The 13,337-nt window shown below is 67.8% G+C and carries 13 protein-coding genes and 1 pseudogene; 9 read left to right on the top strand and 5 right to left on the bottom strand.

Going from position 1 to position 13,337, the window contains the following annotated elements; all coding sequences use genetic code 11:
- Positions 1–166: 166 nt before the first annotated feature.
- The 4 genes and pseudogenes from JZ792_RS16525 to JZ792_RS16510 form a co-directional block, all read left to right on the top strand.
- On the top strand, positions 167–547 hold the full coding sequence (locus JZ792_RS16525) for a YciI family protein (protein WP_216911355.1): 381 nt from the start codon (positions 167–169) through the stop codon (positions 545–547).
- Positions 544–900: a YciI family protein gene (locus JZ792_RS16520; RefSeq protein ID WP_216911354.1), complete on the top strand. Its 357-nt coding sequence runs from the start codon at positions 544–546 to the stop codon at positions 898–900. Before JZ792_RS16525 ends, JZ792_RS16520 begins: the two co-directional genes overlap by 4 nt.
- Positions 897–2,288, top strand: coding sequence for an RNA polymerase sigma factor (locus tag JZ792_RS16515; protein WP_438804337.1), 1,392 nt, complete (start codon positions 897–899; stop codon positions 2,286–2,288). Before JZ792_RS16520 ends, JZ792_RS16515 begins: the two co-directional genes overlap by 4 nt.
- Positions 2,289–2,298: 10 nt before the next feature.
- Positions 2,299–3,258 (top strand): annotated as a pseudogene (locus JZ792_RS16510) (alpha/beta fold hydrolase); the annotation flags it as partial.
- A 220-nt stretch (positions 3,259–3,478) separates the two neighbouring features.
- Here JZ792_RS16510 and JZ792_RS16505 read toward each other — a convergent pair.
- Complete coding sequence (locus tag JZ792_RS16505; protein WP_216911352.1) at positions 3,479–3,967, bottom strand: FBP domain-containing protein; 489 nt, start codon at positions 3,965–3,967, stop codon at positions 3,479–3,481.
- Between the two features lie 141 nt (positions 3,968–4,108).
- Here JZ792_RS16505 and JZ792_RS16500 point away from each other — a divergent pair, with 141 nt between their 5' ends.
- On the top strand, positions 4,109–4,822 hold the full coding sequence (locus JZ792_RS16500; protein ID WP_216911351.1) for a dienelactone hydrolase family protein: 714 nt from the start codon (positions 4,109–4,111) through the stop codon (positions 4,820–4,822).
- Between the two features lie 30 nt (positions 4,823–4,852).
- Here JZ792_RS16500 and JZ792_RS16495 read toward each other — a convergent pair whose 3' ends face one another.
- Together JZ792_RS16495 and JZ792_RS16490 are read right to left on the bottom strand one after the other, a co-directional pair.
- Positions 4,853–5,509: an enoyl-CoA hydratase-related protein gene (locus JZ792_RS16495; RefSeq protein ID WP_216911350.1), complete on the bottom strand. Its 657-nt coding sequence runs from the start codon at positions 5,507–5,509 to the stop codon at positions 4,853–4,855.
- 47 nt (positions 5,510–5,556) lie between these two features.
- Positions 5,557–6,201 (bottom strand): TetR/AcrR family transcriptional regulator, encoded by a 645-nt coding sequence (locus JZ792_RS16490; RefSeq protein ID WP_216911349.1) that lies wholly within the window; start codon positions 6,199–6,201, stop codon positions 5,557–5,559.
- Between the two features lie 203 nt (positions 6,202–6,404).
- On the opposite strand from JZ792_RS16490, the gene JZ792_RS16485 reads away from it, so the two are divergent.
- Positions 6,405–6,953, top strand: coding sequence for a TetR/AcrR family transcriptional regulator (locus tag JZ792_RS16485; protein ID WP_216911348.1), 549 nt, complete (start codon positions 6,405–6,407; stop codon positions 6,951–6,953).
- Positions 6,954–6,993: 40 nt separating this feature from the next.
- On the opposite strand, the gene JZ792_RS16480 is transcribed toward JZ792_RS16485, so the two are convergent.
- Positions 6,994–8,856, bottom strand: a complete 1,863-nt coding sequence (locus JZ792_RS16480) for a Na+/H+ antiporter (protein ID WP_216911347.1) — start codon at positions 8,854–8,856, stop codon at positions 6,994–6,996.
- A 189-nt stretch (positions 8,857–9,045) separates the two neighbouring features.
- On the opposite strand from JZ792_RS16480, the gene JZ792_RS16475 reads away from it, so the two are divergent.
- Positions 9,046–9,939 (top strand): alpha/beta fold hydrolase, encoded by an 894-nt coding sequence (locus JZ792_RS16475; protein ID WP_216911346.1) that lies wholly within the window; start codon positions 9,046–9,048, stop codon positions 9,937–9,939.
- A gap of 90 nt (positions 9,940–10,029) precedes the next feature.
- Positions 10,030–10,416, top strand: a complete 387-nt coding sequence (locus tag JZ792_RS16470) for a hypothetical protein (RefSeq protein ID WP_216911345.1) — start codon at positions 10,030–10,032, stop codon at positions 10,414–10,416.
- Positions 10,417–10,419: 3 nt separating this feature from the next.
- On the opposite strand, the gene JZ792_RS16465 is transcribed toward JZ792_RS16470, so the two are convergent.
- Entirely contained in the window at positions 10,420–12,624 is a 2,205-nt protein-coding gene (locus JZ792_RS16465; RefSeq protein WP_216911344.1) for a molybdopterin-dependent oxidoreductase, read from the bottom strand.
- A gap of 187 nt (positions 12,625–12,811) precedes the next feature.
- On the opposite strand from JZ792_RS16465, the gene JZ792_RS16460 reads away from it, so the two are divergent.
- Positions 12,812–13,324, top strand: coding sequence for an alpha/beta fold hydrolase (locus JZ792_RS16460; RefSeq protein ID WP_216911343.1), 513 nt, complete (start codon positions 12,812–12,814; stop codon positions 13,322–13,324).
- The last annotated feature ends 13 nt before the right edge of the window (positions 13,325–13,337 follow it).

The raw sequence follows: 13,337 nt of genomic DNA, 5'->3' as shown, positions 1-13,337 counted from the left end.
TTCGGTGGGATGTGGGCGTCCTGAGCGTCGCCCCTATCGAGGTCGGAACGAACCCGCGAAACTTGCGCCGATCGAATTCGAGGCGGATGTCAAGATCGATGCGGCCGCTACGACTCATCGGTGAGCGGGGCCGTCGGGGCACCGCATCGGCAAGGGAAGAGACACGATGAAGTTCATGCTGATCATGCATATGAATCCGCTGATCTGGGACGCGCTCACAGACGCCGAGCGCCAGGAGGTCATGAGCGGGCACGGCGCGTTCATGGACACCATCAAGGAGTCCGGGGAGATGCTCGGCACCGCCGCGTTGGCCGATATCTCCGACACTGTCGTTGTCGGCGTCAGGAACGGTGCGCGGACGGTGACCGACGGCCCCTACCTGGAGGCCAAGGAGCACCTGGGCGGCTATTACCTGGTCGAGTGCGAGAGCCGGGAGCGCGCGCTGGAACTGGCCGGGATGATCCCGGACGCCGCGGTGGAAGGACTCGGCATAGAGGTGCGCCAGGTGGTCTTCTCCAGTGATCGGGCCGATCTGGACATGCCGTGAAGTTCTTGCTGAACGTGTACCTGGACGCGGTGGACCCGGACGCACCGGCCGTGCCGCACCGCGTCCGTGCCGCCGACGACGAGGAGTTCGCCGCCACGGTGGCGAGGTCGGGCGAACTGGTCGACGCACACGTGTTCGCCGACCCGTCGACGAACACGGTCGTCCGATCCCGCGACGGCGCTCTGCTCGTCTCCGACGGACCGTACGTCGGGGCGACCTACGCGACGAGCTGCTACGTGCTCGGCTGCGAGGATCTCGCGCGTGCGGTGGAACTGGCCGCCTCGCATCCGGCGACGCGACTGCACGCGGTGGAGATACGGCCGCTGATGAGCGCCGCGGGCTGGGAGATGTGACGGTGGCCCCCGAGGATCTGGGAATCCTGCTGCGCGAGCTGGCGCCGCGGGTCCTCGGGGCGCTGCTGCGTCGATACGACGCGTTCGACACCTGCGAGGACGCCGTCCAGGAAGCGCTGGTGGCGGCCGTGAAGCAGTGGCCGGTCGACGGGACGCCCGAGGACCCGCGGGCCTGGCTGGTCACGGTCGCCTCCCGCCGAGTGGTCGACCACGTCCGCAGTGAACAAGCGCGTCGCCGACGCGAGGAGGTCGCCGCCGTCCGCGACGGCCCGGAAGCGCTTCTCGCCCCACCACCCGACGAAACCGGTCCCGGCGACCGCGACGACACGCTGACCCTGCTGTTCCTGTGTTGCCATCCGACGTTGACCGAAGCGTCGCGGATCGCGCTCACCCTGCGCGCGGTCGGTGGACTCGGAACCGCCGAGATAGCGCGTGCCTTCCTCGTGCCGGAGGCGACGATGGGACCGCGGATCAGTCGCGCCAAACAGCGGATTCGGGCCGCGGGGTCGAGCTTCCGGATGCCCGAGGGTGAGGAATACGCCGAACGGTTGGGCGCCGTCCTGCACGTGCTGTATCTGATCTTCAACGAGGGCTACACCGCGAGTTCCGGCCCCGATCTGCGGCGCGACGACCTGACCTCCGAGGCGATCCGACTCACCCGCGCGGTGCACCACGCACTCCCCGACGACGGCGAGGTGGCGGGCCTCCTCGCGTTGATGCTGATGACCGACGCACGCCGACAGGCACGCGTCGACGCCGACGGCGGTCTGATCCCGCTCGCCGAACAGGATCGCTCCCACTGGGACACCGAGGCGATCGAGGAAGGCGTGGCGCTGGTCACCGACGCCATGCGGCGCTCGGCGCTCGGACCGTACCAACTCCAGGCCGCGATCGCGGCGCTGCACGTCGAGGCGCCGCGCGCCGAGGACACCGACTGGAAGCAGATCCGCACGCTCTACGGAATCCTCGGCCGCATCGCGCCGAACCCGATGGTGACGCTCAACCACGCCGTGGCCGTCGCGATGACGGACGGCCCGCACGCCGGTCTGGAACTGCTGGACGGTTTGGACACCGACGCCCGGATGGCCGGACATCATCGCCTGTACGCGGTCCGCGCGCACCTGCTGGAGTTGAGCGGCGACAACTCCCGCGCCTACGACACCTACCTCGCCGCCGCGCGACGGACCACGAGCCTGCCCGAACAGCGCTACCTGCTCGATCGGGCCGACCGGCTGCGCACTGGCACCGCCACCTTCGACCGGGCCGGTCGCGACACCGAAGACAGCGCGGCTGCCGATGTCGCGCTCGGCGACCTCCGCCGCGTGCCTCGCCTGTCCGAAGAGGCCACGCGGGGCGATGTCACATTTCATCGAGATGACCTGTCCTAGTTGCTGACCCGACCCTGCTCGCGCGCCGAACACTCAGCTTCCAAGGATGCCAACCATGTCGATGACACCAGCCTTCGCGACCCTCGGTCCGATCAAGCAGATCGAGGCCGGTGTGCTCGACGTCGGTTACGCCGAATTCGGTCCCGCCACCGGGCGGCCCGTCATCCTGCTGCACGGCTGGCCCTACGACCCGCACAGCTACGCCGAGGTGGGCCCGCTGCTGGCAGACGCCGGGTACAGGGTGCTCGTCCCGTTCCTGCGCGGCTACGGCCCGACCACTTTTCTGTCGCCGCTGGCCGTCCGCAACGGTCAGCAGTCGGCGATCGCCCGCGACATCGTCGCTTTCATGGACGCATTGCGCATCGACAGCGCCGTGCTCGGTGGATTCGATTGGGGCGCAAGAGCTGTCGACATCATCGCGGCATTGTGGCCGCAGCGCTGCAAGGCGATCGTCGCGGTGAGCGGATATATCGTCACCGAGCAGGTGGCGCAGCGGCAACCACTGTCGCCGGAAGCCGAACTCGGCTGGTGGTATCAGTACTATTTCGCCACCGAACGGGGCCGCCTCGGCTACACCCGCAACCGGTACGAGTTCAACAGGCTCATCTGGAACCGTGCTTCGCCCCGGTGGAATTTCGACGATGCCACCTATGACCGCAGTGCCGCGGCCTTCGACAATCCGGACCACGTCGACGTCGTCATCTCCAACTACCGATGGCGCTTGACCCTCGCACCGGGTGAACCTCGATACGACGCCTACGAGCGCCTGCTCGCGACGGGACCCGCCATCTCCGTTCCGGCGATCACCCTGGCCAGCGACTTCGACGGCGCCGCCCGAGACGGCAAGACCTACCGTGACAAGTTCACCGGAGAATACGAACACCGCGTCCTGGACGGCATCGGACACAACGTCCCGCAGGAGGCCCCACGCCAGTTCGCCCGGGCGATCATCGACGCGGACCACTTGTGACCCGCACGGGCCGGCGCGAATTGCTCTCGTGTACGCGGAAATCCGTTCGGGTGATCCTCGGCGCACGAGAGGGTCCGGTACGACCGGGCCTTCTCGACCGACGAGGAGCCGGTGGCACCCCGGGAATTTCGTGGCCCGGGGTGCGGGCTCTGCCCCGTCGCTGAGTGTCGGCACATGGCATCTACCTCCGTTCGGGTGGGCGGCGTGGCCGCGGGGTGGCTCAGGCGTAGAGGCGCGTGAGGAAGGCGTTCAGATTCACGACGACGCGATCGATCTTGGCCTCCGGCGTCAGATCCTCGCGATAGCGGTTGCCCAGCGCGGGCTTCTTGATCCCGCGGGCGTAGAGCGAACAGGCCAGATCGGTACACATGTAGGTGCCGATCGAATTGCCGCGCCGCCCGGATTCGCCCGCCTTGGCCGCGGTGAGCAGCGACACACCGCCGCCGGTGTGGCTGGTCAGGCAGATCGCGCACATCTGGGTGCGGCCCGAGCCGCCTGTTTCGTAGCGCAACGCGACGCCGACGAGTCCCTCGTCGTTCGGGGTGACCAGATAGCAGCGGCCGGGTAGCGAGGGATCGCTCCAGCCGAGGAAATCGAGGTCGTCCCAGGGACGATCGTCGAGATCCCTCGGCACCGGTAGTCGCTTCGCGTCCCCCTTCGAGCAGTTGACGAACGACGACCTGATGTCGCGTTCGGTGACGGGTTCCATGCTGTATCGATCCTTTCGGTCGGTGGACAAACCCCCAAGACGTTACGGCCGGTCCGGCCCCGGGACAAAGCATTTTCCGCCGCACCGAATCGGGTATGTCGCGCTGTACACGTCTGAGACAGTCCAATAGGTTCGGGGGATATGAACACCATCGTGCTCGACGCGCCCGACGGACCCATCGAAGCGATCGTGGCGCGCCCGACCGGTGACGGTCCCTGGCCGGGCGTGGTCGTGCTGCACGACGCCTTGGGGCCGAACGCGGATGTCCGCGGCACCGTCGAGATGCTCGCCGACTACGGCTATCTCGCGGTGGCGCCGAATCTGTTCTCGCGCGGACATGTTCGCTGTATCCGGGCGATCGTGCGTGCCCTGATGTTCACCGGCTCCGGTGCGCCGGTCCGCGATATCCTGCGTGCTCGCGACCATCTCGTCGCCGATCCGCAGTGCACCGGACGCACCGCCGTCATCGGATTCTGCCTCGGCGGTGGATTCGCGCTGCTGACCGCGCCGCGCGGTTTCGACGCCTCGGCCCCGTTCTATCCCGGTCTGTACGGCGACTACCGCGAACTACTGGAGGGCTCCTGCCCGGTGGTGGCCAGTTACGCCGCGCTCGATCCGTCGTTGATCGGGGCCGCGGACCGCCTCGATGCCGTGCTCACCGCGCAGGGCGTCGCCCACGACATCAAGACCTATCCCGGCGTGACGCACGGATTCGCGAACGTCTTTCCCGGTGATCGACTGCTCCGGGTGGCGGGAATCGGCCACGACGAGGACGCGACCAGGGATGCCTGGCGTCGCATCTTCGACTTCTTCGACACCCACCTCACCTCGACACCGGGAGATTCCCCGGAATGACACGACGCGCCCGAGCAGTTGTTCGCGCGGCTAGGAATCGGCGGTCAATGCCGCCGCCGCCGACGCGAACATCGTGTTCTTGATCGCGCCGAGTGTGGCCTGGTCCTTCGCGCCCAACGGCGCGAGCATCGCGATGGCCGCGGTGGTGACCTCGCCCTCACCGGCCGTAGCGTCGACGATGTCGACCGCGGAGGCGTCGGCGCCACCGAAGCGGCGACCGGTCGTCATGGACGCGACGGCCGTCTTCGGTGACAGCTTGGCCTGCACGAGCGCGGCCATTCCCGGGGTGAACGGGATGTGGATGTCGACCTCGGGAAAGCAGAAGTAGCCGCGGTCGGCGCGCATCACCCGGTAGTCGTGGGCGATGGCCAGCATCGCGCCCGCGCCGAACGCGTGGCCGGGAAGGGCCGCCGCGGTCGGGATCGGCAGGGTGAGAACGCGGGCGAACAGCGCCTGCACCCGGCCCACGTACCAGGAGGTGCGGTCCGCGTTGGCGCCGAGCCAGTCCAGGTCGAGTCCGTTGGAGTAGAACTTGCCGCTCGCGGTCGTCACCAGGCCCGTGGCTCCGTCGGCGAGGACGGTGTCGAGATGGGCGTTCACCTCGTCGAGGAAATCCGGCGAGAAACGGTTCTCGTCGGCGCCGAGGTCGAGGACGGCGATCTTGTCGTGGTAATCGAGGCCGGTCATGTGCACTCCTGTGTGTCGTGGGCGAAAGTCGATGGGGGACTGGTCGTTCAGGATCGGGGCGGAGGTCCGACGGCGAGTACGGCACGCACGGCGGCGCCGAGTTGTTCGAGGGCGAACGGGTCGGCCAGGCGTTCGCGACGCAGCAGGATCGCGGTGGGCAGGTCGACCACGCAGGTGGTGACGACCGCGACGGCGCGCCGGTCACCGCGCCCCCACAGTCGGCGCGCCAATCGGACCAGTAGTCGCACCAGCGCCTTGTCGGCGTCGGCGAGTTCGGCGGCGAGCGCCTCGGGTAGTTCCTCGTCGAGCAACTGCTCCCGCGACACCGTGAGCAGCAGGCGGGACGAATCCGGGAATCGCTCGGTGAACACCGCCGGTGCCAGCGCCGCGGCGACGATCGCCTCGACGGCGGCGTCGGGTGAATCGGCGGGGTGCCGCCGCCCGGAAGGCGCGGCGGCATCGTCCGGCTCGACCAGTTCCGTCTGCACGGCGAGAAAGCGCCGCGCGGCGCGTAACCAGGTGTGGCCCAGTACTTCCGCCCGTGATCCGAAGTTGTGGTAGAGCGCGCCGTTGGACATGCCGGTGGCCTGGGCGACGGCGCGAATCGTGACGGCGGCGGGTCCGGATCGCGCGGCGATCGACTCCGCGGCGTCGAGGACGGCGCGGGGGTCGTGGATCCGGGGGCGGGGCATGGCACGACTATAACAGAGCAGTTGCTCTGTTATAAAAATCGACTCCTCTTGTCTACTGGCGCTGGATATTTCATTCGGTAACAGCTAACTCGGCGGCTCGAAGAGGCGCACCATCGATTTCGTTATGTGTGAATACGCGGACAGTACGATGGGGTACTGTTCGGGCCTCTGCCCCCCGTCCGCACGCACAGAACGGCACCCGAATGTCACGAGTGGTCACCAAGGAGCAGTACTTCGACACCGCACTGGCGGTGCTGGCCGAACTCGGCTTCAAGGGCCTCAATATCGGGGTGCTGTGCCGCAGACTCGGCGTCACCAGCGGGTCGTTCTACCACCACTTCGGCAGCTGGCAGGGTTTCGTCGACGCACTGCTCGAGCACTGGGAGAACCGCCAGGTGCTGATCCTGCGCACGCTGCGGTTCAACCAGGGCAACCCCGACGACGACATCCGCGCGATGTCGGATCTGGCCTCGGGCCTGCATCACGCGGCCGAGGCCGCCATCAGGGCGTGGGCGGGCAACGACGAGTCGGTCGGCCTGGCGCTCAAGCGAGTCGACGAATCCCGTCGCCGCACCGTGCACAAGGCGATCAAGGGCGTCGTCGGCGACGACGAGACCACCGCTGTCGTGACCTCGCTTGGCATGGCGATGCTGGTCGGCCACCAGCAGCTCACCGCGCGCGGCGAGGACGTGTCGTTGGAACAACTCCTCGCGCAATACGCCAGGCTCATCTATTCCTACGCGCGCCGCTGACCGGACGACGACCGAAGTGGCACAACAGGTTACGAACCGTTCAGCCCAATAGTTCGTCTGCGTAGCACCACCGCCACGCTTCGCCGGGCTCCACGCTGCGCATCACCGGATGCGCGGTGGAGCCGTAATGCACCGTCGCGTGATTTCCCGGCGAGGAATCGCAGCAGGCGATATGCCCGCACGTCAGGCACATGCGCAGATGCACCCAGACCAGACCCTCGGCCAGACATTCGGCGCATTCGTCCGGTCCGTCCTGGCGCAAGAACATCGGTGCGGCGAGCAGGTGCTCGCAGTTCTCCGTCGTGCCCGGCCCGCTCAGCGTCTCGGCGGTTTCCTCCTCGGCCTCGTCGAACCGGTCGATCATGGATTCCTCCAGATCGAGCCTGGCCAGCACATGTTGCAGGATCTCGTAGTCGAGGGTGCCCGAATCACGCACCCGCAGTACGGTTTCCCGCTCGACGCGCAACATCGCCAACCGCAGGCGACGGTATTCGGCGGTCGGCGTCACCTGTTCGGATTCGGACCGGCCCAGCCGCTCCCAGGCGGCGTTGGTCTGCCAGGTGACACGCTCGCGCAACGACAGGACGACCGCCTCCGGTGTCTCCGGGGTGATCCGCCGATCCAGTTCCGCCAGCCCCGCCGACACCGCCTGCTGGAGCAGACTCGCCTTCTGTAGCGCGTCCTCGGCCCGGCTCGGACCGCGCAATTTCAGCAATCGCACCAGCCACGGCAGCGAAGTCCCCTGTAGCAGTAGCGTTCCCGCGACCACGACCAGGGCGAGCATCTTCAGGACGGGAAGCTGCGGGGTGTCCTCGGGCAGCAGCAGGACCGCCGCCAGCGTGACCACACCGCGCATCCCCGCCCACGACACCACCGCCGGATAGGTCATCGGTGTGTCGTCGCTGCCGGTCACCCGCCACAGCAGCGCCCACGGGAATATCCAGAGCGGACGGGCTAGTACGACCGTCGCCAGCACCGCGACCGCCGTGACGACGAGTGTGCCGCGATCGAGCCCGCTGGACCACGCACCCTCCAGGATCGCCCGCACCTGTAGGCCGATGATGAGGAAGACCGAACTCTCCAGGATGAACTGGATGGTGTTCCAGTTGGTGCGTTCGGCGATACGCGAGGCCGCGCTCTGCCAGACCGGGGCGTTGTGCCCGAGGATGATGCCGCAGACGACCACCGCGATGACACCGGACGCGCCCAACTCCTCGGCGGGCAGATACGCCAGGAACGGCGCGAGGAACGACAGCGTGGTGTCGAGTACCGGATCGGAGATCCGCCGCCGCAACAGCGCGAGCAGATAGGCCACCGCGACACCGACAGCCGCGCCACCACCCGCGGCCACCAGGAAGTCGAGCCCGGCGCGCCACATCTCGTAGGTGCCCGCCGCGGCCGCGATGGCGGTACGCAGCGTCACCAGCGCCGTCGCGTCGTTGAACAGCGATTCGCCCTCGAGCAGGGTGACGATCCGCCGCGGCATCCCGATCCGTCGCGCCACCGCCGTCGCGGCGACCGCGTCGGGCGGGGCCACCACCGCGCCGAGTGCGACGGCGACCGCGAACGGCACCGGAAGCAACCACCACACGACGACGCCGACCGCGAAGGCGCTGAACAACACCAATCCGACCGACAGCAGCGCGATATTGCGCATATCGGCACGGAAATCGACGAGCGAGGTTCGGATCGCCGCCGTATAAAGCAACGGCGGCAGCAGTCCGAGCAGTACTATCTCCGGATCGAGATGAACCTCGGGGACGAACGGCAGATACGACGCGGCAACCCCGGCGAGCGTCAGCACGAGCGGTTCGGATATCCCGAACCGCCGCGCGAGCGCTGCCAGGGCCGTCGCCGTGGCAACAAGGGCAACCAGCTCGATCGCGACATGCACCGGTCGCATTCTTCCAGAGCCGATGATCTTCGCGAGTCGGCGACCGGCAGCGCCTGGCAAACGGCGGGTGCGTCGCCGACGAATTCGATCCACTGAACGACATCCGCCGCGTCCGCCCGAACCGCTGTGGCGGCGGGGACGCGCGCGCGATGCTTATCGGTACACCAAGTCGAAGTCGGTACATACAAGGAGGCAAGAATGGAGGAATTCGCATCCTGGCGGGCTACCGGACGCCGATTCACCCATCGCGGCCATCAGATCTTCTGGCGTGACGGCGGCACCGGAACCGACGGTGACGTCCTACTCTGTATCCACGGTTTCCCGACCGCGTCCTGGGACTGGCACGCGATCTGGCCGGGCCTGTGCACCCGATTCGCCCGGGTGATCGCCGCCGACATGATCGGCTTCGGCTGGTCGGCCAAACCCCGCAACTACGACTACACCATCGCCGATCAGGCCGACCTGCACGAACAGTTGCTCCGCGAACACGGGATCGGTCGCTACCACATCCTGGCGCACGATTACGGCGACACCGTGGCGCAGGAACTGCTCGCTCGCGCCGACGACCGCCGCGGCCACGGTGACGATTCCCTCGTCGTCGAATCGGTCTGCCTGCTCAACGGCGGACTCTTCCCGGAGACACATCGTCCGCGCCCGGTGCAACGACTGCTCGCGGGCCCGGCCGGTCCGCTGGTGGGTGTGCTCGGCTCCGAACGCACCTTCGCGCGCAGCCTGGCCGGGGTTTTCGGTCCGGAGACCAAACCCGACGCCGAGGCACTCGCCCAGTTCTGGATTCTCTGGTGCAGCAAGCACGGAAAACGTAACGGGCACAAGTTGATCCGGTACATGGCCGAACGCAGGAAGTTTCGTGAGCGATGGGTGGGCGCGCTGCGTGAGACGACCGTGCCGCTACGCCTGATCGACGGATCGCTCGATCCGGTGTCCGGCGCGCACATGGTCGAGCGGTATCGCGAACTGATCCCGGACCCGGACGTGGTCGAACTGCCCGAGGTCGGGCACTACCCCCAGTTGGAGGCCGCGGAGCAGACATTGCAGGCGATCCTGGAGTTCCACGGCACACGGGTGCGGTGAATCGCGAGTTACCGTGCCCCCGTGCGCTATTCGGCATAGGGCGCGGCTGTTTGTCCGGACAATCGCCGCCGGTCGTCGTACAGTCGGCACATGGCGTTCCGTTTCGAACTGCAGCCCGCCCTGCCTCTCCAGTTGACGCCGGACTGTCTGGTGTACAGCGGAACCGTGCGCATGTTCGTGACCGGCATCATGTTCCAGTCCTCGGGTGCGCCCGCCGACTCGTTCGGGTTCGCCCTGCCCGACGCGCCACCGCTCATCGGTGACGCCGACGAGCCGCGCGTCTGGGCCGAGGCGTCATTGATGACGGGCACCGCCACCGCCGCATCCGGGGCGTACCCGTTCGGGGTCGAATGGGTACGCGCCGCCTACCTGCCCGATCCGCGCGGCGGCACGAGCAAATGGCTGAATCTGTTCGGCGGCGCGCATATCGGACGTGAGATCCGTGTCGCCTACCGGGTGACCGTGGCTACGGTGTGACGATCACCCGACCGTCGACACCGCGGTCACGGTCGTGGAGGCGGTCTGCGGCGGCGCGGCGTTCACCGCCACCCACGTGCTGTTGACCGCCGCGTTTCCGGAGAAAGTGTCCACGGCCGCGGGATCGTGCAACAGATTGACGTTCGCGCCCGGCTGCGCCGCCGCCACCGACCAGCCGACACCGGGTTCGGCGTGACCCCACCCGTGCGGTATCGCCACCGTGCCGCGCCGGATGTCGTCGCTGATCTCCAGCGGCACCACGATCGCGCCGTGTTTCGAGGTGACGGTCACCGGTGCGCCGTCATCGAGTCCGCGATCGGCGGCGTCGCCGGAATGCATCAGCGCGGTGCAGCGTGGGCGGCCCTTCATCATGGACGGAAGGTTGTGCAGCCACGAATTGTTGCTGCGCAGGTGGCGGCGGCCGATCAGTCTCAGGTCGAATCCGTCCGCGATGTGGACCGCGCCCGGTTCGTCGCCGGCCGACTCGATGAGCGCCGCCGCGGCGGTCACGAAATCCTCGGGAGCCAAGCGCACCTTGCGGTCGCGGGTGCCGATGAGCGTGCGCAGCCTCGGCAGCAGCGGTCCGAGATCGATGCCGCCCGCGCTCTCGCGCACCTTGGCGACCGTGAGCCCGGACGGCCCACGTCGCAGTACCCCGTACGGACCGGCCGCGATCCCCAGCGCCGACAGGCGCAGCGGACTCACTTTGTCGAACAGAGAGTTCACGAACCGGGTGGTCAGCGCGCGAGCAGGCAGCGGCAGCAGCTCGCTCACCAGCCGCGCCATGATCTCCCAGTCCTCCAAGCCGTCCGCGGGCGGTTCGAAGACCCGTCGGTTGTAGCGCAGATTGTTGCGCACGCTGAACACCGGCATCAGAATGTCGAGGTCTTCGCGTTCCAGGGGTGAGATCGGCGGCAGGATGATGTCGGCGTGCCTGCTGGTCTCGGTGACATACATATCGACGGCCACATAGAAATCGAGCGTGTCCAGCGCCGAGGCGAGTCGCCCGCGCTGAGGTGTCGACAGCACGGGATTGCCCGCGTAGGTGATCATCGCGCGGATCTTGGTGTCGCCGTCGCCGAGGATCTGATCGGCGAGCGCCCCCACCGGCAGTTCCGACCGGAACGATTTGAAGGTGCCCGAATCATCGGTCCAGGCCCCGTGCGCGACCGGCAGGTATTTGCCGAAGCGTGTCGCGTCCACCGGCGGCGTGGTGAACATCTGCCCGCCCGGCCGGTCGAGATTTCCGGTGACGGCGTTGATGGTGTTGATGAGCCAGTGGGTGAGCGTGCCGGTCACCGTCTGGCAGACCCCGATCCGGCCGTACATCACCGCGGACGGCGCGGCCGCGTGGTCGCGCGCCAGCCGTCGGATCGTGTCGGCGTCGACGCCCGCGTGCGGGGCCGCCTGTTCCGGTGTGAAACCCGCGACCAGGGCCCTGATATCGCCCCAACCCGAGCACATGGCGGCGATCCTGCGCTCGTCGCACAATTTCTCGGTGACGAGCACGTGCAGCATCGCGAGCAGCAGGTAGGGGTCACCGCCCGGCGTGACCGCGACGTGTTCGTCGGCCAGGCGCGCGGTCTCGGTGCGGCGGGGATCGATGACCACCACGGTCCCGCCCCGACCTCGGACATCCTTGATGCGCTGTTTCGCGCCGGGCATGGTCGTGATCGACCCGTTCGACACCGCGGGATTCGCGCCGAGCACCACCAGGCGGTGGGTGCGGTCGATATCGGTGACCGGCATCAGCACATTCGATCCGAACATCCGCCACGCCACGAATTCCTGCGGGAACTGGTCGATGGAGGAGGCGGTGTAGAAATTCTTGGTCAGCAGCACCATGCGCAGCAGGCCGCCGTAGATCACCGACGAACTGTGCGCGGCGGGATTGCCGAGGTACATGCCGATGGCGCTGTTTCCGTGTTCGGCGCGCACGCGGCGCAGACGTCGGCCGATCTCCCGGAACGCCTCGTCCCACCCGATCGGTTCGAATCCGTCACCGACCCGGCGCACCGGCGTGCGCAATCGATCGGGATCGTGGTGCAGCCCGCCCATCGCCGTCGCCTTCGGGCAGATGTAGCCCTTGGACAGCACATCGTCGGGGTTACCTTCGATCCGCGTGACCCGATCGTCTTCGACGCTGACCAGAATTCCGCAGTGTGCTTCACACAGAGTGCATTGTCGCGCAATCGTTGTGGCGCCCATAAGTTAGTGCCTCTTCTTCTGGAGTCGCTTGCCAACAGGCTACCGCGCGCACCGAAGTCCCCGGGCCCGGTTTCGGCCGATGATCTGCCGGTGTGTCACCCGGACAGGCTCGGCGGCTACGACCGCGGCGCGCGCTACGACATACCCGCCGCGGCCGAGGACATCGCGATCTGGCACCGCTGCCTCGGTGGCGCGCCCGCGCATCTGGTCGGCCACGACTGGGGCGCGTTCGCTGCCGTATCTGCCGAAACAGGCGGTGATGTCGTCCTATATCGGTCTGACGCAGTCCGGGCTGTCGCCGCGCCTGCTCGCGCGTTCGGACGCGGCGCTCGTGCGCGCGCTCTGGTCGCGTTGGTCGCCGGGATGGGCGTTCACCGAAACCCAATTCGCCCCGGTCCGCGCCGTCTTCAACGACCGTCGCCTCGGCTGGGCCACCACCAGGTACTACCGCGCGCTGTTTCGCGCGCACCGCCCCGAAACCCGCGATTTCTACCGGGTACTCACCGCCCCACCCGCCGCCCTGCCCACCCTGGCTCTCGCGGGCGCCGACGACGGATGCGTGCATCCCTGCTTGCAGCGGGCGCTGTCCGACAGCGTCGGCGCGGAATCGGTGCTCATACCCCGATGCGGCCATTTCCTCCAGGCCGAACGTCCGGGAACGGTCGCCGAATACCTCCTGACCCATTTCCGGAAGAACTGAGCCAACCGGAGCG

The organism is Nocardia noduli (assembly GCF_019038455.1).
GTDB lineage: Bacteria > Actinomycetota > Actinomycetes > Mycobacteriales > Mycobacteriaceae > Nocardia > Nocardia noduli.
This window is presented reverse-complemented; position numbering and strand designations above follow the sequence as displayed.